A 21,339-nucleotide genomic window follows, 5' to 3' on the forward strand; every position below is an offset into this window, starting at 1 on the left:
AGGAAAAAATATGTTTAATGAATTACAAAAAGCGGATGAATACATCCGAAAAAAGGCTTCAAGTGTAGATTCAACCTATCGACATCATTATCATTTAATGGCACCAATTGGTTGGATTAATGATCCAAATGGATTCGTCTTTTTTAAAGGCGAATATCATCTATTTTATCAATATAATCCTTATGACAGTGCATGGGGACCGATGTATTGGGGGCATGCTAAATCAAAGGATTTAGTTCATTGGGAGCACTTGCCAGTTGCATTGGCGCCAAGTGAGAAATATGATATTGATGGTTGTTTTTCAGGAAGCGCAATTGAAAAAGATGGTAAGCTGTATTTGATTTATACCGGCCATGTTGAAAATGAGAACTTTAAACGTGAAGTACAGTGCTTAGCTGTTTCAGAAGATGGTATTCATTTTGAAAAATATGCTGGAAATCCAATTATTGATGAGCGTCAAATTGAAGGAGTTGCCGCAATAGATGATTTCAGAGATCCAAAAGTATTCAAAAGAAATGATAGTTATTTTACAGTTGTAGCAAGTAAAACACCAGACGAACGTGGCGAAATTTTACTATTTAAGTCGGACGATTTGTTAGAATGGTCATTTGTATCTATTCTTTTACGAGGTGACAAAAATCAAGGTATCATGTGGGAATGTCCAGATTTATTTCATTTGGATGGAAAAGATGTCTTAATTATGTCACCAATTAAGATGACACCAAAAGGGGTTTCTTATCACAATACGAATTCAACAGTTGCATTTATTGGAACAATGAACTGGGAAACGGGTAAATTAGAGGTTGAAAATTATCATGAAATTGACTCTGGCTTGGATTTTTATGCACCACAAACTTGTGAAGCTGCTCAAGGTAGACGGATTATGGTCGCTTGGATGCAAATGTGGAATCGAACAATTCCAACGCACGACATGGGTCATGGTTGGTCAGGTGCGATGACTTTGCCTAGAGTATTGCGGGTCAAGGGCAATCGATTAACTCAAGCACCGATTGATTCAATCTATGAAAATATAATTCAAGAACTAGAGCTCAATCAAATTGAGATTTTTGAGACGCCATTTGTTAAGCAAAAGCTTATTTCAGATACAGCTTATATAAAAATGATATTCGATATTGAAGACGCCCAGTCCTTTAAAATTGATTATGCAAAGTCGGCTAATCAATCATTAATGATTGTTTTTGATAAGGAAACACAGTTATTAACCGTCAGTCGTGAGAATTTTGGTAAAAAGATTGTGGGAATTGAACCAGAGCAGCTTGTTTCAAGGCAATTAAAAGTTGCCTCACCGAGCAAGCAGTTAACGCTTGAAATATTTAGAGATACTAGTTCGCTTGAAATTTTTGTGAATAACAGTCAGACCTTGTCCTTTACTTTTTATGAAGAGGTGAGTGGTAGTGATCTATTAATTTCTTCTAAAGGTCAATTGAGATTGACGCAGCTGATTGCTGGAAAAATAAAATAATAATTAATGTTATTATTTTATTTTTTCTTTTTATTTGATAAATTATCTAGAGAAGCATTTTAATAGCTCAATCAATCTTTTTTTGCTTATTTATATTGAATTGATAAGTTTATTTCTAAATTTTCTAAGAATCTTGTGAGCTACTTTTTTTAAGATTGATGTCTTGTCATATGGATAGAACCTTGATATATAAACGTTTATTTCTTTTTTGTCAACGTAAGGTTGACAAAAAATTGACGGATATTTTATAATGCTTTTTAAAAAATTTTTATTTATTTTAGAAAGAATTTGTATTAATGAATCAAGTTTTCTATACTATTCTTATTTAGAGAAGTGGAGGAAAGTGTTAGATGTTTAAATTTTTAAAGAAAAAAGAAGTAGAGCCTATTAATGAAAATTTTTATGCTGTGGCCTCTGGAAAATTAATTTCAATGAGTGAAGTAAATGATCCGGTATTTTCCCAAAAAATGATGGGGGATGGTTTTGCAGTAATTCCTGAAAATGGTGATATCTATTCACCTATTGTTGGACAAGTCATGAGTATTTTTCAAACCAAGCACGCAGTAGGCTTAAAGATGAAAAATGGTTTAGAAATATTGCTTCATATGGGAATTGACACTGTTGAGCTGAATGGTGTTCCTTTCGATATAAAAATTGGTGAAGGTGATCAGGTAACACCAGAAACTTTAATCGCAAAGGTTAATTTAGATGCTATTACAAGTGCCAACAAAGGAACAGAAATGGTTGTTGTGATTACCAATATGGATCAATTGAAAAGCTTTGAGCTATCTAAAACTGGTCAAGTTCTTGCTGGAGAAGTGATTGGAGCTGCTAAAGCGTAATTTTTTATTTGAGTGAATCATATGATTTACTCTTTTTTTTGTTAGAAAATAAAATATTTTTTCAAAAAATATGTTTTTATATGCATATTTATTGAAATTTAATTTTATATAATTTATAATAACCTTAGCTAAAGGAGGTAGATATGATGTATGGTATTTCGATTTTTTTAGGAGAAAGTTTAACAGAGCAAACAGAAGCGTATATTGATGAAATGAATCGACTAGGCATTAAAGGTATCTTTACTTCTTTACATATTCCAGAGGACGATGCAACTCTTTATGCAGCACGATTGAGACAATTAGGTCAGATAGCTCATCAGAGAAAGATGAAGCTAATGGTAGATATTTCTGGAGAAGCCTTGATGAGAGCTGGCTTTGCCTTTGATGATTTAGATTCAATTTTAGCGATTGGTGTAACTGGCTTACGAATGGATTATGCGATTTCCAATAAAAAAATTGCTGAGGCTTCTCAGAAAATAGATATTGGCTTGAATGCGAGCACAATTACACCCGAGGATGTTGTTGAGCTAAAGAAATATGGTGCAGATTTCAATCGTTTTGAGGCATGGCATAATTATTATCCAAGGCCGGAAACTGGTTTATCAAGTATTTTTTTCGCTACTAAAAATAGTTGGTTAAAAGAGGCTGGCTTTAAAATTTTTGCCTTTGTTCCAGGGAATGGTGTATTACGTGGTCCAATCTATCAAGGATTACCGACGCTTGAAAAACATCGTTATCTCAATCCTCTTGCTTGTATGCTTGATTTAGAGAGTAATTTTGGTGTCGATGGCATCTATATTGGTGATCCAACAATTTCCACAAGAAGCCGGAATCAAATTTCGACATATTTGAAAACGAATACATTTGTATTGGAAGTTAATAATACTGGCAGTAAGTATTTTAACCTCATTTTAGGTGATCACGCCAATCGACAAGATGATGCAAGGGATGTTATCCGGAGTGCAGAGGCGCGATTTAAAAAAATAGATATTATATCGCCAGAAAAAGCTTTGGAACGCCACTTAGGTAGTGTGACGATTGATAATGAAAAGTATGGACGTTATATGGGAGAAATTCAAATACTTAAAAACAATCTACCCTGTGATGATAAGGTAAATATTGCAGCGAAAGTAGTTGCTGAGGATCTCTCTTTAATTGATTATATTAAGCCTGGTGATAAGTTTAAGCTGATAGAGAAAGGAATGTTATGAGATGAATTTAGAAAGTTTAACGACAGAACGCAGAAATAAGGAAACAATGAATCTGGATGAGATGACCATTACAGAGGCATTATATAAAATGAATCAAGAGGATCAAAAAGTCGCACTGGCAATTGAGTCAATTTTACCTGAAATTAAACCAGTTATCGAGGTGATTATTAATTCTTTTAATAACGATGGACGGTTAATTTATATGGGTGCAGGTACTAGCGGTAGGCTTGGTGTGCTAGATGCTGCTGAATGTGTACCAACATTTGGAGTTGACTCAGAGATGGTACAGGGCTTAATTGCTGGTGGTCAGCAGGCTATGACGGTTGCTGTTGAGGGTGCAGAGGATTCTCAAAAGCTTGGAAAAGAGGATTTGGTTGCTCTCAACTTAACCGATAAAGATACTGTTGTTGGAATTGCTGCTAGTGGGCGAACACCTTATGTAATTGGCGGATTAAAATACGCGGCTTCTATTGGTGCATCAACGGCTTCTATCTCTTGTAATATGAATGCTGAAATTAGTAATTACGCAAAATTTCCAATTGAGGTAGATGCTGGGCCAGAATTTTTAACAGGATCGACTCGTTTAAAATCTGGAACAGCACAGAAAATGATTTTAAATATGTTATCTACAATTTCAATGATTGGCATTGGCAAAGTCTATAAGAATTTAATGGTTGATGTTAAGCCAACAAATGAAAAATTAGTAGAGCGCTCCAAGAGAATTATTATGTCAGCAACTGATTGTGATTATGAGACTGCTTCAACATTTTTTATGGCTGCAGATCAAAATGTTAAATTAGCAATCGTGATGCTATTAACAAATTCTTCTAAAGAGGTAGCGACAGAAAAATTAATCCAAGGGAATCAATTTATAAAAAATACAATTTAAACAGTTGAAGGGAGTAATCATTATGGCAGAGGATAATGTAAAGCGTTTGGCTAGGGAGATTTATCAGCAGGTTGGTGGTCAAGAGAACGTTTCAAAGCTACGTCATTGTATGACAAGAGTACGGATGGATATTCTTGATTATGATAAGGTTAATCTGGAGAGTCTAAAACAAATCGATGGTGTCATGGGTGTTGTTGAGGATGATACCTTGCAGGTTGTAATCGGACCTGGGACAGTAAATAAGGTTGCTCAGGAAATGGTAGATTTAGTTGGGGTAAAGCTGGGTGAACCGTTTCCTAGTAAAGTTTCAGGAAAACAGCTTGTTGAAGAAAAGGCTGCTCAAGTCAAAGCTAATCAAAAGGCAAAAAATAATAATAATTCAAAGTTTAAAGTTATTTTAAAATCAATCTCTAATATTTTTGTGCCAATGATTCCGGCTTTTGTTGGTGCAGGAATTATTGGTGGGATTGCTGCAGTAATGAGCAATTTGCTAGTTGCAGGTACAATTGGTGATTCATGGCAGCAATATATCGATGTTTTAAATATTATTAAAAACGGAATTTTTGCTTATTTAGCTTTATATACAGGTATTAATAGTGCAAGTGAATTTGGTGCAACGCCGGCTTTAGGTGGTGTTATCGGGGCTGTAACCTTATTGACAGGTATGAACGCGGAAGCACCATTACCTAATATTTTAAATGGTGGCTCTTTATCTGCAGGTCAAGGCGGTATTATTGGTGTGATTTTCGCTGTGTGGTTGCTATCATTAATTGAAAAACAACTTCACAAGATTATTCCAGACTCAATTGATATTATTGTAACACCAACAATTTCATTATTGGTAATTGGTTTGATTACGATATTCTTAATTATGCCAGTTGCAGGTTTAATTTCTAATAGCTTAGTCGGTATTATTAACTTTGTCCTAGAAAAAGGTGGCATGTTTGCAGGCTTTACTCTAGGTGCAACCTTCTTACCAATGGTTATGTTTGGCTTACATCAAATCTTAACGCCAATTCATATTGAGATGATCAATCAGACAGGGATGACTTTGCTATTACCGATTCTAGCAATGGCCGGTGCTGGTCAGGTTGGGGCAGCATTAGCATTGTGGGTTAAATGTAAAAAGGAACAACAATTAATTGAAATGATTAAAGGTGCCTTACCAGTTGGTATTTTAGGGATTGGTGAACCATTGATTTATGGCGTGACTTTACCTTTAGGCCGTCCATTTATAACTGCCTGTATTGGTGGTGGTATTGGTGGTGCCGTGATTGGTGCTTTTGGTAATGTTGGCGCAATTGCAATTGGACCAAGTGGTGCTGCCTTAATTCCTTTAATTGCTAATAATAGATGGTTTGAATATGTATTAGGCTTATTGGCAGCCTATATTGGTGGATTTATTGCGACATTTTTCTTTGGTATTCCGAAAGATTTAAAGGTAAATGATTAATTATTTATTTTAGATTAATTATAAGCTATCTCGAAGTAACTAGATTTAAATACTAGATACTTCGAGGTAGTTTTTTTATTTGAATTTTAATTAGGTTGATAAGTTCTTTTTTTTGTTATAATACGTTGAGATATTGTTTTATGTGAATATTTAAGAAATTGAAGGAAGGTGAAAAATAATGCAACAAAATATTATTTTAACAATACAGGATTATTATAAAACACTGCCAACCTCTGAAAAAAAAGTGGCTGAATATATTTTAAAGCATACAAATGAAGTAATTAGCTTGAGTGCACAGGAATTAGCAAAAAAATCAGGTTCAAGTCCTGCGGCAATTATTAGATTTTGCCATTCCATTGAAGTGAATGGTTTTACTGATTTAAAATTATTACTTTCTGCTAATATGGGTGCTATTAATACACAAATGTATACAGAAATTGAAGATGGAGAATCTGTTGGTGCGATTAAGGAAAAATTGCAGCATCGTTTGGTTCATGCTTTAGAAAGGACTAACGAGCATTTAAAGATTGATGGTGTGGAAAAGGCGGTTGAAGCAATTGAAACAGCTGAAATTATTTATATTTATGGTCTTGGTGCGTCGTCCTTAGTTGCACAAGATATTCATCAAAAGTTTACGAGATTGGGCTTAAATGTTTTTTATACAATGGATCATCATTTATTTGCTTCGGCAATTGGTACGAGTCAATTAAAAGGGGTCTTTATTGGTATTTCAAATTCGGGTGACACCTTTGAAACAAATTTATTGGCGAACTTAGCCTTACAAAATGGTCTAAAGCTGGTTGGCATTACTGCGGATTCTACTTCTTACTTAGCTCAAAAAAGTCAAATGCTATTATTAACCCCAGAGGGCGAAGAAGCGCCATTAAGAAGTGCTGCGACAGTATCGCTGATTGCACAGCTTTTTGTCGTTGATATACTATTCTTTGCTTATTGTGCTAAAAACTATCAAAGCGCCTTGGAAAAAGTTCAAAATTCTAAAAATGCAGTTAATATATTAACCAATAGTAAATTTGAATAAATCATTATCTTAATATTAAAAGAGATTTAGTAGACTTATTTTTGTCTAAATCTCTTTTTTTAATTAATAAAAAGCTTAACTCGTTCTACAAAAGTTTTTTTATTTTCAAAGGCTTGTCTTGCTTTAAGGGCTTGTGCGGGGTTGTTCGTAATGATGCCATCAACATTCATGCGCAAAGCATTTTGGATTAAATTTTCATGGTTGACAGTCCAAACAAACAGTTTTTTATCTTCATTTTCAGCCTGTCTAACAATTCTCTGATTGACAGAAAATTCTTCTAAACCAATAAAATTGGCTTGTGTGTCTGGCAGGCGACCAATATTGAGTGCGACAAGGATACCAGTTGTTGTTTCTGGACTAGCTTGCTTTACTAATTGAACAGTATTTTCGTTTAAAGTTTGAATTAGATAGTCATTCGCTTGATTTTCTGACTTTATTAATTGCATTAAGCGTTCAATACTTGCCAGAGAATCTGTTCCAGAAGTTTTGATTTCTATTAATAAAGGCATATTGATAGATTTAGCAACACTAATAAATTCTCGTAGAGAGGGAATTTTATCTGTTTTATCACCTTGCTTTAATTCAATATTGTTGATTTCAGCTAAGGTTAAATCCTTAATACGATCATTGTGACTGCTCAGACGGCTTAAGGTTGTATCATGAAAGACAACCCATTGTTCGTCCTTTGTCTCTTGAACGTCAAGCTCAACATAATCCGCCCCAATTTTTGCGGCATCTTTTAGGGAAGCAATTGTATTTTCAATGTGATTAGCGGTATAACCTCGATGGGCGATAATCATTGTTTCAGGCTGATAAATGGTTTGAGATATTGTAAAGATATTGACAATTGAAACAGTAATAAATAAAAAAATACTGCTGGCAAAAATTATTTTTTTAGACTTAAAATTTATCTTTTCTTTAATTTGTCTATTATCTCGCACAGGCGAGATAAAGTTTAAAAGAACAATGGCTATAACTAATTGTAAAATACCAAAAGAAAAGAATAATAACCCTTGAATAGCAGTTATGGTGATACCTGCGATGATTGGAGCAATCAGAGGGCTAATTTTTTCGATAATTGTTAAGGGCAAGTATAGAGTAAATGAAATTAGAGCAATCAACATTGTTTGAATAATTAACAAACCTGCAATAGTGCTAATAATTTTGAGCTGATTTTTTTGAGTGTATTGCCAACTTTTTTTTATTGCACCGAAAATGGTACAGTCTTTTTTGTAAATAAAGAAAGAAATTGTAAACATAAGTCTAAAATTTAGAAAAAGTATTATTAAAAAAAATATGCCATAAATTAATTTACCGTTAGTTGTTTTTAGAAGCTCGTCAATAATAAAATTTGGAATTTTTAGCTGATTAGCAATAATAGTGTTCATTCCAACAGTCACAATTGGTAGCATTAGAAAAAAATATATAACTAAGAAAATAAATTGAAAACTTAAAAAGTATTTGAATTTGCCTTTTATTTTACTGATATTTTCTTTCGGATTGATTGTTTGTTGATTTTTATGTGCAGCTACAAGATTTATAAAATATGCCTGTTCAAAGTATGTAAAACAGCATGTAATTAAAACAATTAATATAATAGAAATTATTGATAGTGGATTTTGAAGGATTTGAAAAACAGTCTGCTCAGTTAAACTACTCAAATTTACAAAATGAATTGCTCTAAGGAATAAATAAACGATTAAAGGTGAGATTATCAATGACCATAGTCCCTGAATAATAATAATATTTTTTAAATAGCTGTAAAGATGGCTTTGAATAATATTCTTTATTGTTTTAAGCTGGTCAATAAAAGACAATAGTCTTCCCCTCCAATCAGTTATCTTATGTTAGAATAGCATATTTTGTTTATAATACCTTGATTTTATACCAATAAGAGTTGCTAGTAAATATCAAATTGTACCTATCCATATTTAAAGATTTATTTTATTATGCGTCAAAAAAGAGCTTCAACAACGACTTCAAACAAGTGCTATTGAACCTCTTTTTACATTTACTATTTTGCAGAAAGGGCAGCCATTGTTATATAGTTATATGGCTGGTTAAAGTGTGGTAGAAAGAGAATGTCTAGTAGTTTTAGCTTATCGATTGTGACACCCTCTGCTATTGCTAGTGAGAACATGTGAATGCCCATTGAAATATCTTCTTTTGAAGCCATTTGCGCTCCTAAAATGCGACGAGACTTGGCATCATAGACAATCCTAATTTTTACCTTTGCATTTTCTTTCATAAAGCCAGGTTTTTGTAAATCTTCAAAATCGCTATATTTGACTTCAAAACCATTTTTTTCTGCAGCTTCCACAGATAAACCTGTTGAAACCATGTTATAGCCAAAAATTGAAATGCCGTTTGAACCTTGAACGCCTGCGCTATCAACAACTGTACCACCAATATTATAGCCTGCAACAATACCAGTCCGCACAGCGTTAGTAGCTAAGGCAATATAGGTTGTTTTTTGTAAAGCATTAGAATAAATAGTTGCACAATCACCGACCGCATAAACATCTGGATTGCTAGTTTGTTGATGTTCGTCAACTAAATAGGCACCATTGTCAAATAACTGTAAAGCATCTTTACCTAATAAATTATTAGGTAAAAATCCAATAGCATTAATTACTAAATCGACTGGATATTCACCTTTATTTGTTACAACAGCTTCAACGGTTTCATGACCTTTATACGCTTTTGCGAGCTCACCTAGATGCAATTCAATACCATTATCAGAAAGGTTTTTATCCATATCTTTTGTAAATTCAGGGTCATAATAGCTTGATAGGGTTCTGGCTTCAGCATCGAATAACAATACATTTTTACCTCGACGTTTTGCAGCTTCAGCAATTTCAACACCAATGTAGCCTGCACCAATTACAGCAACATTTTTTATTTTATCATCTGTCAATGCTTTGTCAACGTTTTGTCCATCTTGAAATAGCTTGAGGAAATGAATGTTTTTCAAGTCATTACCAGGAATTTTTGGTGAAATTGGAATAGAGCCAGTTGCGAGCACAAGCTTATCATAGGTTTCTGCTATTGTTTCACCGTCTTTAGTCCGGCCATAGACCTCTTTTTTATTAAAATCAATGGATTCAACTGTTGTTTCCATTAAGATTTTTGCACCTTTCGCTTCAAAATCAGCTTTATTTGTATAAAATAAACCTTCATAAGAATCAATTTGACGCCCTACCCAGAGTGCAGTACCGCATCCTAAATAGCTGAGGTTTGTATTTCGATCAATGAGTACTACCTCTTGATCTTCGAAATTATCTAATAAAGTATTTGCTGTGGCAATTCCGGCATGGTTTGAACCAATAATCACTGTTTTTGTCATGTTTGAATACCTTCTTTCAAAAAAATTTTATTAATGAACTACACTTGATTGTGAAAGCCCTTACAAACACTTTAACTTTTTTAGCCGTAAATATCTATTTTAATGCTTGTGAATATAACAAATGAAATCATAAAAAAAAACTAGTCTAAAGCTATAAAGCAATTGATACTTCGAGTTTTTGGTGAGATTGTGAATAAAAAAACATTAAAAATAATCATTGTTATAAAATCTATTTTGAATAATTTCTAAATAGATATTGATTTATTTGTTTGAAAGCTGTATATTCTATTTAGAAATTATTCGAAATAGAAAAGGAGTAGTTAAATGGGATTATCAGAGACATTAAAAGCTATTGCTGATCCAGCAAGGCGAGCTATTTTAGAAATGTTAAAGGATGGCAGGAAATCTGCCGGAGAGATTGCCTCGCATTTTAATTTAACGAATGCAACGGTTTCTTATCACCTTGCTCAACTTAAAAAGGCTGATTTAATCACTGAAACTCGACATAAAAATTTTATTTATTATGAGTTGAATGTTTCGGTTTTTGAGGATATCTTAGTCTGGGTTTATCAACTAAAGGAGAATAATAATGAAAAAGAATAAAGTTATTTTAACATTTATCATTTGCTTGCTACCAATGATTATTGGGGGACTATTTTACCAATATTTGCCTGATAAACTACCAGTGCATTTTGGAATCGATAATAATCCAAATCTTTATGCTTCAAGAGGTGTCTTTATTTTTCTAATACCGATAGCTATGGCCTTACTTCAGCTTTTTCTTGTGCTAACTGTTTTTTACACATCAAAAAAGCTTCAAAAATCACCTAAGCTTTTGAAGCTAACATTGTGGATTGTTCCTGTTTTATCCTTATTAACGTCAATTTTGATAGTTGTCTATGTCTATAATCAAAGTATCAATGTAGGTAGGATTGTTTGTCTATTTGTGAGTATTATACTAATTATAATTGGAAACTATTCAACTAAAATGGATTATGAAAGTGGCAAACGATTTTTTAGACCGACACCGAAAAGTGTAGCAGATTTTCGTAAAAAAAATAAGATTACAAGCATGGCTTTAATCCTACTTGGTTTCTTATTTTTCCTTGTTGCTTGGTTTATTCCCTTTGGCTAGTTTAAATTTTGAGAATATTATCAATTAGCCGATAGAGATGCCGTATATTTCTTCAGCGAATTTACTTGGAATGATTAACTCATCACTGATGGTTTTAATTTTAATTTGATTTTCAGAAACTGATTTATCTAATATTTGAATATGATCATTAATCTTTAGCCCTATTTTTTCTATTTCAAAAAGTAATTGATAATTATCTTCAAACCGCTTGATTATAATTTCAGTATGCTCAGGATATTGAATAATTGGGATTATGAAGTCTTCTGATTTTAAGAGATTTTCAGATATGATGCCACCATGCGGGCAATGCTTAGGTTGATCAAGAAATTGATAGAGTCTCGAAAAAAATTCATCATCTTTTAGATGTTCAATTTCTTCAGCTAATTCATGGACCTCGTAAAGGGAATAGTCAAGCTTTTGATAAAGAAAGCATTCAAAAATACGATGATTATAGATTAATTTTGAGGTTACTTGAATGCCAATTTCGTTGAGCTTAACGCCTTTATAGGATACATATTCAACATAGCCCTCTTTTTGAAGCTTACTGACCATTTCTGAGACTGAGGCGGCAGAAACCTGCAATTTTTGGGCAAGCGTTTTATTTGAGACGTAATTTCTAACACCATCATTATTAAAAATTGCTTTGAGATAGTCTTCCTTTTGATCAGTACGTTTTTTCATGATTTGCTCCTTTATTGAAAGCTTGCAGTGCTTCTTAGTACAAATTATTATAGCATAATCGCCAATAAATATTGCTGAATGATTTAAACTAAAATAAATTGACAATTAATCCCTTATCTAGTATTATAGTAATGTTGTATTTACGGGCTTCGTATGTACAACCGCACATACCAAGTATTAAGCACGGTCAATTGATAGTCGCTTGTGTGTGGCGAGTCTAACAAAAAATATAAGGAGGTGCCGTAATGAGCGCATATGCAATTATCAAAACTGGTGGTAAACAGGTTAAAGTTGAAGCTGGTCAAGCAATCTACGTTGAAAAATTAGATGTAGAAGCTGGTGAAAAAATTACTTTTGATGAAGTTGTTTTAGTTGGTGGTGACACTACAAAGGTAGGAACACCGACAGTATCAGGTGCAACTGTTGTTGGAACTGTTGAGAAACATGGCAAACAAAAGAAAGTTGTTACTTTTAAATACAAACCTAAAAAACATTCTCATCGTAAACAAGGTCATCGTCAGCCATATACAAAAGTTGTTATTGATTCAATTAATGCATAATTATGATTGAAGCAACTTTTAGACGTGATGTGGCAGGCTATATTGTTTCATATGAGATTAAAGGACATGCAGGAAGTTCGGAAAAGGGCTTTGATGTTGTCTGTGCAGCTGTTTCGACCTTGGCGATAACAACTGAGAACGGTATCAATCAATTAGTTGGATTTACACCGATTTCGGAGGTTGATTATGAAAACGGTGGCTATCTATATGTCGAAATATTAGCTGATTTAAATCAAGAAAAAATGAATATGACGCAATTATTATTAGAGAACCTATTGCTAGGCTATCAAACAATTGCGACTCAATATCCTGAATTTGTTGCGAAAGCAACACAAATTAATCAAAATGGAGGTGCCTAATGTTAAAATTAGATTTACAATTATTCGCCCATAAAAAAGGTGGCGGTTCAACATCTAATGGACGTGATTCAGAAAGCAAGCGTTTAGGAGCTAAACGTGCTGATGGACAAACAGTTAATGCTGGTACGATTCTTTACCGTCAACGCGGTACTAGAATTTTCCCTGGTACAAACGTTAAACGTGGTGGCGATGATACATTATTCGCTACAGCAACTGGTGTTGTTAAATTTGAACGTCTTGGACGTGACAAGAAACAGGTTTCTGTTTATCCAGCTGCTAAATAATTAATAAATTTTTTCTAAACCATTAATTTCGAGTTTATAGCTTGAAATTAATGGTTTTTATTTGAAAACCCCATCAGAATTCGCAGCTATATTTTATTGAGTAGGCAAACGATAGTGAATATTTTAAAATTGAATGGTAGTATAAAAATCGTTGATTGACAATCGAATTTTTATGTTATATAGTTAGTTTTATATTATTTAAACTAACTATATAAAAAGGAGTTAATGATGGCAAATTTAGAATTATTGGATTTATTGAGCCAACTAACTGAAAATTCCAAAATTAAATATGCTACTGGTAAAGAAAAATGGTTTAATTCTTTGATGGATCGAGCTGCTGTTACGATGCTAAAAACTGTTTTTGACCACGAAGGAGCAACTAATAGTGAGCTCTCAAATATTTTGGACATTCGGCCTAGCTCTGTCAGTAATTCAATTAAGACTCTTGAACGATTGAACTTAATCTGCAGGGTGGTTCAAGATTACGATAAAAGAATTATTAAAATATACACTACGGATAGAGGTAAGAAAGAAATTATTCAGATGGGCTCAATTCCTAGTAATCTAGCGAAAAAAATATTTGATTTTTTGGATAATCAGGAAAAAAAACAATTGGAACGAATTTTATCTAAGCTGTTAACTAATATAGAAAAAGAAGATTTTTCGATGTATGAAAATTATATAGATAAAAATATAAAATAAAGAATGAGGTTAAATATGCCAAGAAATAAAAAAGAAAGCTTATTATTTTCTCTGTTGATGACAACTGGAATGGTTTTGATAATGGTAACCTATCGAATGTACATTGGAGTGGGAGTCCTGTCCTTAAAACCATTATTACTGGTTATGATGCGTTCATTTATAATTGCATTTATAGTAAATAAATTTTTCGTGCATCCATTAGCGATCAAAATAACTGGCTGGTCAAAGGTAACAGAGAACAATCCTAGAAAAAAGAAACAGGTAATGACTGTTATAAAAATTTTATTTATGGCAACCATTATGTCCCTTCAAGGTATGTTTTTTGTTGGTGCATCAATTACACCTGCAGCTTATGCAACATCATGGTTGCTTAGTATTGTGGTATCAGCGCCAGCTAGTATTTTGATTGTTGGTCCGCTTGCAACAAAAATTTTGAATAATTATCAACTCAGAGTGTCGGCTGAGGAGGAAGGTTAAATAGATATTTTTGTAGAAGGCTTGCTAATAAACTATATTTACGCTAGTTGATTACTTTCTATGATTAAAATTTACTATTTTTAATCTATCCAGTGCTACTAATAAAAACGGTAAAAATAGTGAGTATAGACAGAGCTTTTGAGTAAGTCCACGTAATGGAAAACGAAATTCTTTAAGTATTGGAATCTTATGTTTTGAATAAATAATTAAAATGGCAGTGGCGAAAGCAAGGATTACTTTTAAGAGGTTGGCGAACCAATCATTATTTTCTTTTTTATAAAGCAAGATTAGTATAATTATACCAAGCCAAATGGCTAAGAGACTGAGTGCGGAAGCATCACTATGAATCCTTCCAACAATACTAGCATGATTTTTGACACGATCGGCTATTCCAGTGATAATACAATCTCCTAGAGCATACAGGATAATCGAAGCAGTGAGTAGCTTAGCTAGGCCTTTAGAAGTGTTTTTAAAGGATTGATAAAAGGCAAAAGCAGAAATAATATAAATCGAGCCATCAATGATTTGCCAAATTTTAAATGCGCTTCGAGTTGGCTTACCAGCTTCTCCAAAGTCACTCATTAACATATTTAGCTGGTTGAAATGAGGGTAAAAATGTCCCAATATAAATGGTGAAACTGTTTCACTGATAATGACTAGTATCATTAAATAAAAACCGAATTGTTTTTTTGTTTTCAATTTTGCACCTTCTGAATTAAGAATGTTTATATCATACCAAATTTTTTAAAAATAAGTAATTTAAGTAATTAAATATTGTATTATTTTAAATTTTACTTTGAGTTTTAATATTTAGGATTGGTTTTTTCAGTAGGGAGAGGATGAATTTATACATTTTAATATGTTTACATCTCTGGTAATTTGTGAGTAATTATTTTGTCAACACATGAAAATATAAGGAATGTTATGACGATACTAGATTTTATTTTATTTAACGAGAAGATAAAGAAGAAAAAATAAGACGTGAGTAAAAATGAGTGGCTAGAAATCCAATATTCAACAAATAGGTATGTCAAAAAAACGTCAATAACTTGTCAAACTAAATTGACATTTTTTTAACGAATGATTGACTAGCTGCTTGCATTGTGTAAACAAAAAGGAAGCCATTTTTGGCTTCCTTTTTGTTTGCGTAATTTTATTTTTCAGGAAAAAGAATCATTGGAATGATGATTGGCTCTCTCTCAGTTTGCTCGTATAAGAAAGGAGTCAAGGCGTTAATCATTGCGTCTTTTAGCTTTTGCTCACTAAAGTTTTTCGAGCGCATAGCTTCACGTAAGGTATGGAAAAGAATTCTTTGTCCTTCTTGAATTAATTCTGCTGATTCACGCATATAAACGAAACCACGGCTTAAGATATCTGGACCTGCTAAAATCATTTTTGTTTCAGGGTCAATGGTAGCGACTGCTAAAACTAAGCCCTCTTCAGATAATAAATGTCGATCGCGCAATACAGCTGTACCAATATCACCAATCCCTGAACCATCAACATAGACATCTTGTGCGTTGAAATGACCAGCTAATCTAGCAGTATCCTTAGTTAAAGCTAATACATCACCGTTGACAAGGATAAAGCAATTTTCTTTTTTAACACCGGTATCAACCGCAAGCCCTGCATGGATTTTTTGCATTCTGTATTCGCCATGTACAGGCATAAAGTATTTAGGCTTAATTAAACGAAGCATTAGCTTTTGCTCTTCTTGTCCACCATGTCCAGAAGTATGGATATTATTAATTTTACCATGAACGACGTCAGCACCAGCTTCTGATAGTAAATTAATTAACTGGTTAACGCTCATCGTATTACCTGGAATTGGGGAGCTTGAGAAAACGACTGTGTCGCCCGGTTGGATTGTGACGTGCCGATGTGTACCATTTGCAATTCGTGATAGAGCTGCCATTGGCTCACCTTGGGAACCAGTACACATAATCATAATTTCATCGGCAGGATATTTATTAAGCTCGCTTGGGTCAATGATAGTCCCATCGGGTACATTGATATAGCCTAATTCTCGACCGTTGACAATCGCATTTTCCATTGAACGACCAAATACGACAATTTTCCGCCCAGTTTTTACTGCTGCGTCACAGGCCTGTTGCAGACGAAAGATATTAGAGGCGAAGGAGGCAAAGATAATGCGCCCTTCGATTTTCTCAAAAATTCGCATAATTGAAGTCCCAATGACCTTTTCAGATTTCGTAAAGGTTGGAATTTCTGCATTTGTTGAGTCAGATAACAGGCAAAGTACACCTTCATCACCTAGTTGAGCCATTCTATGTAAATCTGCCGGCTCACCTACTGGTGTAAAGTCAAATTTGAAATCACCCGTGCAGACGATTTTACCTTGAGGTGTTTGAACGACAATACCTAAAGGCTCTGGAATACTATGTGTTGTTCTGAAAAATGAAACAGAAGTCTTTCTGAATTTAAGTACACTGTCTTCATTAATTTCATGTAATTCAGCATCACGAAGCAATCCGCGCTCATCAAGCTTGTTTTTGATTAAGGCTAAGGCTAATGGGCCTGCATAAACTGGAATATTCGCAACTTGTAATAAGAATGGAATGCCACCAATATGATCCTCGTGACCATGCGTGATGACTAATGCTTTAACTTTCTGGATATTTTGTACGATGTAAGAATAGTCTGGTATGACATAGTCAATGCCTAATAGTTCATCTTCTGGAAACTTAATGCCAGCGTCTACTAGAATAATTTCATCTTGAAATTGGATTCCATAGGTATTTTTACCAATTTCTCCTAAACCACCAACAGCAAATACGCCAACTTCGTTATTTTGTAATTTTACTGCCATTAGTAATTCACCAAACTATATTCAGAGTTTTCCTTTTCGTATTCAAGATGGTTTCCAGTTAGCTCTTGTAGATATTCAATATTAAATGCTGTATTAGCCTCAATACGTTCTCTTGCTAAAATTTCATTTTCTGCCTCAATGTATAGTGACTGTGTTTGCTCACGCTTAGGGTTTCGCCCTTTGATTTCTTGATAATAAGCTTTATAAATCATTTTGTTTTCTCCTTTAAATATTCAACGTTCGTTTTTTGCAATTAATCCTATTTTATCATAAGATAGGTAAAAAGAAAATAAACTGAAACAGACAGTTGTTGTCTTAAATCACTGAGGAGCAATAAATGAAAATATTAGCAATGGATACTTCTTCTAAGGCTTTAAGTGTAGCAATTACAGATGATGAGACGTTGCTTGCTGAAGAAACCCTTAACATCAAAAAGAATCATAGTATTGAGTTAATGCCGACTATAAGTCGTTTAATGGATCAGGTATCACTGAAACCAGCTGATTTGAATCGCATTGCAGTGGCGAGTGGACCAGGCTCATATACTGGACTGCGAATTGCGGTAACAACTGCTAAAACACTAGCTTATACTTTAGGTATTGATTTAGTTGGTGTTTCTAGTCTTGCTGCGATTGCACGTAATGCAAAAAATTATCAAGGCTTAATTGTTCCAATATTGGATGCTCGACGGAGGAATGTCTATGCGGGTGGTTATCAATGGCAATCCAATGAGCTAAATTTAGTTTTTAAGGAAGCACATATGAGTTTTTTTGATTTATTAGCTAAAGTTGGAGATGAACCAGCTTATTTTACGGGTGAAATTGAAGTATTTAGGCAAGAATTGGATTTATTACCAAATGTTACTTTGGAAAAAAATCTAAAGGATTGTCTACCCAGTGCTTATCAAATTGCTCTGCTAGGAATGGGGTATCAGCCCCAAGATATTTTTTCATTTGTTCCAGAATATTTAAAGAAAGTAGAAGCTGAAGAAAATTGGTTGAAAACGCATGAAGAAATTGATGGTTTGGTGGAGAAATTTAATTAATATTCAGTTGGATAGTGTGATCAAAACTGAAAATGATTATTATAATACTGAATTAAATTGTATGTTTCGACGGGCGAATGCTCAGGATATCAGGGGTATTTTAATGGTGGAGCGAGACGTTTATTTTGGAGAATTGCCTTGGACCTACACTGATTTTTTTGCTGAAATATCGATTAATAGACAAGCAGCTTTCTTTGTTGTCGCTAATCAAGAAGAGATTGTTGCTTTCATTGGTCTACGCGTTCAAAAAAATGAATTACATATTTCAAATTTGGCTGTCAAGGTACAATATCAACGCCAAGGTATTGGTCAAGCTTTGATTGAGCTAGGCAAAGATATTGCTACCAGACTAGCGCTTAAGCAGCTTAGTTTAGAAGTTAGGTTTTCAAATAAAGATGCGCAGGCCTTTTATCGTAAGTTAGGTTTTCATTCGGATAAAATATTAAAAGGTTATTATACCGAGTTGAAAGAGGATGGAATTGAGATGATTTACCAGATTGATTAGATATCAGATGAAAAATTATTATAAGTCGGCCACGGTGTTTGCACCTCAAGTATTTGAATTATTTGAAGCGAGTTATGGTGTCAGCCCGTGGACGATCAATACCATTATTTTAGATTTAGCACAAGAAAATCGTTTGTTTATTTCAGCATTTGCGGATGGGAAATTAGTTGGCTTTTTGAGTGCAATCAAAGTCCTACCAGAATTAGAAATTAGCAATATAGCTGTGCTACCAAGCTATCAAAATCAAGGTATTGCAGGTCAATTAATTGGTCAATTAAAAGCTTGTGGTTCAGTAATTTTTTTAGAGGTTCGGGAAAGTAATCAAAAAGCAAAACAGCTATATCTGAAGGCTGGATTTTACCAAACTGGTTTACGAAAGAAGTATTATCAAGAGCCAGAGGAAAATGCAATTTTAATGGAATGGAGAAAAAATGTATATCCTAGCGATTGAAACAAGCTGTGATGAAACAAGTGTTGCAGTTTTAGAGAATGAAGCAGCTTTAAAAAGTAATGTGATTGCCTCACAGATCAAAAGTCATCAGAGGTTTGGCGGAATCGTACCGGAAGTAGCTAGCCGACATCATGTGGAGCAAATTACAATTTGTATTGATGAAGCACTTAATGAAGCCGGGATTCAAGCTGCGGCGCTTTCAGCCGTGGCAGTTACCTATGGACCTGGTTTAGTAGGTGCGCTATTAGTAGGTGTTGCAGCTGCCAAGGCATTCGCTTGGGCCAATCAATTACCCTTAATCCCTGTTAATCATATGGCAGGTCATATTTATGCTGCACGCTTGGTTGAGCCGTTGACCTTCCCCTTGATCGCTCTATTGGTTAGTGGGGGACATACAGAGCTGGTTTATATGGCCGGCGATGGTGAATATCAGTTAATTGGCGAAACTCGAGATGATGCCGCTGGTGAGGCCTATGATAAGGTTGGACGCGTTATGGGCTTACCTTATCCCTCTGGAAAAGCGATTGATGAGTTAAGTAAAAGCGGTCAGGATATTTTTAATTTTCCGCGAGCGATGCTCAAAGAACCAAATCTTGATTTTAGCTTTAGTGGGCTAAAAAGTGCCTTTATTAACACAGTTCATAATGCAGAACAACGGCAGGAGCTATTAAACAAGGCTGATTTAGCTGCCAGTTTTCAGGCTGCAGTTGTGGATGTATTAGCTGCGAAAACACTAAAGGCGATTGAAAAATATCCAGTTAACACATTAATTGTGTCTGGTGGCGTGGCGGCCAATCAGGGATTACGTAATCGTTTAATTACTGATTTAGCAAAAACAGATACACATGTGATTTTTCCACCAATTCGCTTATGCGGTGATAATGCTGGTATGATAGCGGCTGCTTCATTTATTGGTTATCAAAAAGGCGATTTAGCAGATTTATCTCTAAATGCTATACCGAGTTTGGAGTTATGATATGGAATTAAAATCAGCAATTATTCAGCTTAGTCGTGAGATAGGGATTGATAAAATTGGTTTTGCAGTGGCCGATAATTTTGAGTATTTGCGAGAAGGCATTGAAGCACAGGCAGTGGCTGGGAATCAGGCAGGTTTTGAACATCAGAATTTAGATGAACGCTTGAATCCAGATCTTATTTTTAAAGCGCCTAAGACAATTATTGCGGTTGCCTTAGCTTATCCATCTAAATTAACAAGTCGTCCTAAGAGAACGAATTATCGAAGAGGACAATTTGCATCGGTTAGCTGGGGTATTGATTATCATGATATTTTACAGACCAAGATTGATCAGTTAATCGAAGGAATAAAAGCATTAACCAGTGATTTTGACTATAAAGCGATGGTGGATACAGGTGAATTAATTGATGTCGCAGTTGCGCAAAGAGCAGGTCTTGGATTTATTGGTAAAAATGGTTTGCTAATTACGCCTGAGTTCGGGAGCTATGTTTATTTAGGAGAGATTATCACCAGTATAGAGCTTGAGCCCGATCAGCCTATCTCACTAAATTGTGGTGAATGTAAGCGTTGTGTTAATCTTTGTCCAACAGATGCGTTGATTGGTAACGGTAAAATGGTTGCTAAGCGCTGTCTTTCCTTTCAAACACAAAATAAAGGTGAGATGCCCTTAGAATTTCGTTCTAAAATTAGAACAACAATCTATGGTTGTGATATCTGTCAACAGGTTTGTCCTTATAATAAAGGGATTAATTCGACGCAGCATCAAGATGAGCTGGCGATTGATTTAGAGCTTGCTTATCCCGAACTTATTCCATTGATTAAGCTGACCAATCGAGAATTTAAAGCGAAATTTGGTCATATTTCAGGCAGCTGGCGTGGCAAGAATGTTTTACAGCGTAATGCAATTTATGCCTTGGGTAATGCTAGAGATCAAACAGCAGTTGATTTTTTGGTTGAGCTTTATCATACTTCGACGCGTGAGGATTTTAAAGAAGCTTGCTTTTGGTCATTAAGCTTGATTTTGAATTCAGAAGCATCAGCACAACAATTATTGAAAAAATAATAAAAAAA

At 34.2% G+C, this 21,339-nt stretch carries 24 protein-coding genes and 1 other annotated feature; of the genes, 18 read left to right on the forward strand and 6 right to left on the reverse strand.

Annotation, left to right across the window (positions count from 1 at the left end; translation table 11 throughout):
* The first annotated feature begins 10 nt into the window (after positions 1-10).
* From HOY35_RS09680 to HOY35_RS09705, 6 genes are all read left to right on the forward strand, one after another.
* Positions 11-1,483: a glycoside hydrolase family 32 protein gene (locus HOY35_RS09680; RefSeq protein WP_172213127.1), complete on the forward strand. Its 1,473-nt coding sequence runs from the start codon at positions 11-13 to the stop codon at positions 1,481-1,483.
* A 350-nt stretch (positions 1,484-1,833) separates the two neighbouring features.
* A complete protein-coding gene (locus HOY35_RS09685) occupies positions 1,834-2,325 on the forward strand; it encodes a PTS glucose transporter subunit IIA (protein WP_172213129.1) in 492 nt (163 codons plus the stop codon).
* Positions 2,326-2,471: 146 nt separating this feature from the next.
* Positions 2,472-3,536, forward strand: a complete 1,065-nt coding sequence (locus HOY35_RS09690) for a DUF871 domain-containing protein (protein ID WP_172213336.1) — start codon at positions 2,472-2,474, stop codon at positions 3,534-3,536.
* A gap of 1 nt (position 3,537) precedes the next feature.
* A complete protein-coding gene (gene murQ / locus HOY35_RS09695; RefSeq protein WP_172213131.1) occupies positions 3,538-4,425 on the forward strand; it encodes an N-acetylmuramic acid 6-phosphate etherase in 888 nt (295 codons plus the stop codon).
* A gap of 22 nt (positions 4,426-4,447) precedes the next feature.
* The gene (locus HOY35_RS09700) at positions 4,448-5,878 is read left to right on the forward strand and encodes a PTS transporter subunit EIIC (protein ID WP_172213133.1); all 1,431 of its coding nucleotides are present in this window, start codon (positions 4,448-4,450) and stop codon (positions 5,876-5,878) included.
* Between the two features lie 178 nt (positions 5,879-6,056).
* Complete coding sequence (locus tag HOY35_RS09705) at positions 6,057-6,917, forward strand: MurR/RpiR family transcriptional regulator (protein ID WP_172213135.1); 861 nt, start codon at positions 6,057-6,059, stop codon at positions 6,915-6,917.
* 59 nt (positions 6,918-6,976) lie between these two features.
* Here the strand turns inward: HOY35_RS09705 and HOY35_RS09710 are convergent, their stop codons facing one another.
* Positions 6,977-8,734: a glycerophosphodiester phosphodiesterase gene (locus HOY35_RS09710; RefSeq protein WP_172213137.1), complete on the reverse strand. Its 1,758-nt coding sequence runs from the start codon at positions 8,732-8,734 to the stop codon at positions 6,977-6,979.
* A 197-nt stretch (positions 8,735-8,931) separates the two neighbouring features.
* The gene (gene nox, locus HOY35_RS09715) at positions 8,932-10,263 is read right to left on the reverse strand and encodes a H2O-forming NADH oxidase (protein WP_172213139.1); all 1,332 of its coding nucleotides are present in this window, start codon (positions 10,261-10,263) and stop codon (positions 8,932-8,934) included.
* 324 nt (positions 10,264-10,587) lie between these two features.
* On the opposite strand from nox, the gene HOY35_RS09720 reads away from it, so the two are divergent.
* Both HOY35_RS09720 and HOY35_RS09725 read left to right on the forward strand, forming a co-directional pair.
* Entirely contained in the window at positions 10,588-10,866 is a 279-nt protein-coding gene (locus tag HOY35_RS09720; RefSeq protein WP_172213141.1) for an autorepressor SdpR family transcription factor, read from the forward strand.
* On the forward strand, positions 10,853-11,398 hold the full coding sequence (locus HOY35_RS09725) for a DUF1648 domain-containing protein (RefSeq protein ID WP_172213143.1): 546 nt from the start codon (positions 10,853-10,855) through the stop codon (positions 11,396-11,398). The genes HOY35_RS09720 and HOY35_RS09725 overlap by 14 nt, the downstream gene beginning before the upstream one ends.
* A gap of 24 nt (positions 11,399-11,422) precedes the next feature.
* Here HOY35_RS09725 and HOY35_RS09730 read toward each other — a convergent pair whose 3' ends face one another.
* Positions 11,423-12,079 carry a metal-dependent transcriptional regulator gene (locus HOY35_RS09730; RefSeq protein WP_172213145.1) on the reverse strand — a complete coding sequence of 219 codons (657 nt, stop codon included), beginning with the start codon at positions 12,077-12,079 and terminating at the stop codon, positions 11,423-11,425.
* A 149-nt stretch (positions 12,080-12,228) separates the two neighbouring features.
* Positions 12,229-12,308: a sequence feature (ribosomal protein L21 leader region), on the forward strand.
* Positions 12,309-12,324: 16 nt separating this feature from the next.
* Here HOY35_RS09730 and rplU point away from each other — a divergent pair.
* The 5 genes from rplU (at position 12,325) to HOY35_RS09755 (ending at position 14,461) form a co-directional block, all read left to right on the forward strand.
* A complete protein-coding gene (gene rplU, locus HOY35_RS09735; protein ID WP_172213147.1) occupies positions 12,325-12,639 on the forward strand; it encodes a 50S ribosomal protein L21 in 315 nt (104 codons plus the stop codon).
* Between the two features lie 2 nt (positions 12,640-12,641).
* Positions 12,642-12,998, forward strand: a complete 357-nt coding sequence (locus HOY35_RS09740) for a ribosomal-processing cysteine protease Prp (RefSeq protein WP_172213149.1) — start codon at positions 12,642-12,644, stop codon at positions 12,996-12,998.
* Positions 12,998-13,282 carry a 50S ribosomal protein L27 gene (gene rpmA, locus HOY35_RS09745; protein ID WP_172213151.1) on the forward strand — a complete coding sequence of 95 codons (285 nt, stop codon included), beginning with the start codon at positions 12,998-13,000 and terminating at the stop codon, positions 13,280-13,282. The genes HOY35_RS09740 and rpmA overlap by 1 nt, the downstream gene beginning before the upstream one ends.
* Before the next feature lie 228 nt (positions 13,283-13,510).
* Positions 13,511-13,984 carry a MarR family winged helix-turn-helix transcriptional regulator gene (locus tag HOY35_RS09750; RefSeq protein ID WP_172213153.1) on the forward strand — a complete coding sequence of 158 codons (474 nt, stop codon included), beginning with the start codon at positions 13,511-13,513 and terminating at the stop codon, positions 13,982-13,984.
* A gap of 15 nt (positions 13,985-13,999) precedes the next feature.
* On the forward strand, positions 14,000-14,461 hold the full coding sequence (locus tag HOY35_RS09755; protein ID WP_172213155.1) for a hypothetical protein: 462 nt from the start codon (positions 14,000-14,002) through the stop codon (positions 14,459-14,461).
* Positions 14,462-14,512: 51 nt separating this feature from the next.
* Here HOY35_RS09755 and HOY35_RS09760 read toward each other — a convergent pair whose 3' ends face one another.
* The 3 genes from HOY35_RS09760 to HOY35_RS09770 form a co-directional block, all read right to left on the reverse strand.
* Positions 14,513-15,160 (reverse strand): DUF998 domain-containing protein, encoded by a 648-nt coding sequence (locus HOY35_RS09760; RefSeq protein WP_172213157.1) that lies wholly within the window; start codon positions 15,158-15,160, stop codon positions 14,513-14,515.
* A 454-nt stretch (positions 15,161-15,614) separates the two neighbouring features.
* Positions 15,615-17,291: a ribonuclease J gene (locus HOY35_RS09765; protein ID WP_172213159.1), complete on the reverse strand. Its 1,677-nt coding sequence runs from the start codon at positions 17,289-17,291 to the stop codon at positions 15,615-15,617.
* On the reverse strand, positions 17,291-17,503 hold the full coding sequence (locus tag HOY35_RS09770) for a DNA-directed RNA polymerase subunit epsilon (RefSeq protein WP_172213161.1): 213 nt from the start codon (positions 17,501-17,503) through the stop codon (positions 17,291-17,293). The genes HOY35_RS09765 and HOY35_RS09770 overlap by 1 nt, the downstream gene beginning before the upstream one ends.
* Before the next feature lie 125 nt (positions 17,504-17,628).
* On the opposite strand from HOY35_RS09770, the gene tsaB reads away from it, so the two are divergent.
* From tsaB to queG, 5 genes are read left to right on the forward strand one after another with little or no spacing between them, the layout of a single operon-like run.
* Entirely contained in the window at positions 17,629-18,336 is a 708-nt protein-coding gene (gene tsaB, locus HOY35_RS09775; protein WP_172213162.1) for a tRNA (adenosine(37)-N6)-threonylcarbamoyltransferase complex dimerization subunit type 1 TsaB, read from the forward strand.
* Positions 18,299-18,841 carry a ribosomal protein S18-alanine N-acetyltransferase gene (gene rimI / locus HOY35_RS09780; protein ID WP_172213164.1) on the forward strand — a complete coding sequence of 181 codons (543 nt, stop codon included), beginning with the start codon at positions 18,299-18,301 and terminating at the stop codon, positions 18,839-18,841. The genes tsaB and rimI (HOY35_RS09780) overlap by 38 nt, the downstream gene beginning before the upstream one ends.
* 7 nt (positions 18,842-18,848) lie before the next feature.
* On the forward strand, positions 18,849-19,292 hold the full coding sequence (gene rimI, locus HOY35_RS09785) for a ribosomal protein S18-alanine N-acetyltransferase (RefSeq protein WP_172213166.1): 444 nt from the start codon (positions 18,849-18,851) through the stop codon (positions 19,290-19,292).
* A complete protein-coding gene (tsaD, locus tag HOY35_RS09790) occupies positions 19,273-20,268 on the forward strand; it encodes a tRNA (adenosine(37)-N6)-threonylcarbamoyltransferase complex transferase subunit TsaD (RefSeq protein WP_172213168.1) in 996 nt (331 codons plus the stop codon). The genes rimI (HOY35_RS09785) and tsaD overlap by 20 nt, the downstream gene beginning before the upstream one ends.
* Before the next feature lies 1 nt (position 20,269).
* On the forward strand, positions 20,270-21,331 hold the full coding sequence (gene queG, locus HOY35_RS09795) for a tRNA epoxyqueuosine(34) reductase QueG (protein WP_172213170.1): 1,062 nt from the start codon (positions 20,270-20,272) through the stop codon (positions 21,329-21,331).
* Positions 21,332-21,339: the final 8 nt, after the last annotated feature.

The sequence above is a fragment of the Enterococcus sp. MMGLQ5-1 genome, assembly GCF_013155265.1.
Classification (GTDB): Bacteria; Bacillota; Bacilli; order Lactobacillales; family Streptococcaceae; genus MMGLQ5-1.

What these genes read in the sequence shown, in the direction of transcription:
- HOY35_RS09680 (WP_172213127.1), top strand. Translation starts at nt 11, where the DNA reads ATGTTTAATGAATTACAAAAAGCGGATGAATACATCCGAAAAAAGGCT.
- HOY35_RS09685 (WP_172213129.1), top strand. Translation starts at nt 1,834, where the DNA reads ATGTTTAAATTTTTAAAGAAAAAAGAAGTAGAGCCTATTAATGAAAAT.
- HOY35_RS09690 (WP_172213336.1), top strand. Translation starts at nt 2,472, where the DNA reads ATGTATGGTATTTCGATTTTTTTAGGAGAAAGTTTAACAGAGCAAACA.
- murQ (WP_172213131.1), top strand. Translation starts at nt 3,538, where the DNA reads ATGAATTTAGAAAGTTTAACGACAGAACGCAGAAATAAGGAAACAATG.
- HOY35_RS09700 (WP_172213133.1), top strand. Translation starts at nt 4,448, where the DNA reads ATGGCAGAGGATAATGTAAAGCGTTTGGCTAGGGAGATTTATCAGCAG.
- HOY35_RS09705 (WP_172213135.1), top strand. Translation starts at nt 6,057, where the DNA reads ATGCAACAAAATATTATTTTAACAATACAGGATTATTATAAAACACTG.
- nox (WP_172213139.1), bottom strand. Translation starts at nt 10,263, where the DNA reads ATGACAAAAACAGTGATTATTGGTTCAAACCATGCCGGAATTGCCACA.
- HOY35_RS09720 (WP_172213141.1), top strand. Translation starts at nt 10,588, where the DNA reads ATGGGATTATCAGAGACATTAAAAGCTATTGCTGATCCAGCAAGGCGA.
- HOY35_RS09725 (WP_172213143.1), top strand. Translation starts at nt 10,853, where the DNA reads ATGAAAAAGAATAAAGTTATTTTAACATTTATCATTTGCTTGCTACCA.
- HOY35_RS09730 (WP_172213145.1), bottom strand. Translation starts at nt 12,079, where the DNA reads ATGAAAAAACGTACTGATCAAAAGGAAGACTATCTCAAAGCAATTTTT.
- rplU (WP_172213147.1), top strand. Translation starts at nt 12,325, where the DNA reads ATGAGCGCATATGCAATTATCAAAACTGGTGGTAAACAGGTTAAAGTT.
- HOY35_RS09740 (WP_172213149.1), top strand. Translation starts at nt 12,642, where the DNA reads ATGATTGAAGCAACTTTTAGACGTGATGTGGCAGGCTATATTGTTTCA.
- rpmA (WP_172213151.1), top strand. Translation starts at nt 12,998, where the DNA reads ATGTTAAAATTAGATTTACAATTATTCGCCCATAAAAAAGGTGGCGGT.
- HOY35_RS09750 (WP_172213153.1), top strand. Translation starts at nt 13,511, where the DNA reads ATGGCAAATTTAGAATTATTGGATTTATTGAGCCAACTAACTGAAAAT.
- HOY35_RS09755 (WP_172213155.1), top strand. Translation starts at nt 14,000, where the DNA reads ATGCCAAGAAATAAAAAAGAAAGCTTATTATTTTCTCTGTTGATGACA.
- HOY35_RS09765 (WP_172213159.1), bottom strand. Translation starts at nt 17,291, where the DNA reads ATGGCAGTAAAATTACAAAATAACGAAGTTGGCGTATTTGCTGTTGGT.
- HOY35_RS09770 (WP_172213161.1), bottom strand. Translation starts at nt 17,503, where the DNA reads ATGATTTATAAAGCTTATTATCAAGAAATCAAAGGGCGAAACCCTAAG.
- tsaB (WP_172213162.1), top strand. Translation starts at nt 17,629, where the DNA reads ATGAAAATATTAGCAATGGATACTTCTTCTAAGGCTTTAAGTGTAGCA.
- rimI (WP_172213164.1), top strand. Translation starts at nt 18,299, where the DNA reads ATGAAGAAATTGATGGTTTGGTGGAGAAATTTAATTAATATTCAGTTG.
- rimI (WP_172213166.1), top strand. Translation starts at nt 18,849, where the DNA reads ATGAAAAATTATTATAAGTCGGCCACGGTGTTTGCACCTCAAGTATTT.
- tsaD (WP_172213168.1), top strand. Translation starts at nt 19,273, where the DNA reads ATGTATATCCTAGCGATTGAAACAAGCTGTGATGAAACAAGTGTTGCA.
- queG (WP_172213170.1), top strand. Translation starts at nt 20,270, where the DNA reads ATGGAATTAAAATCAGCAATTATTCAGCTTAGTCGTGAGATAGGGATT.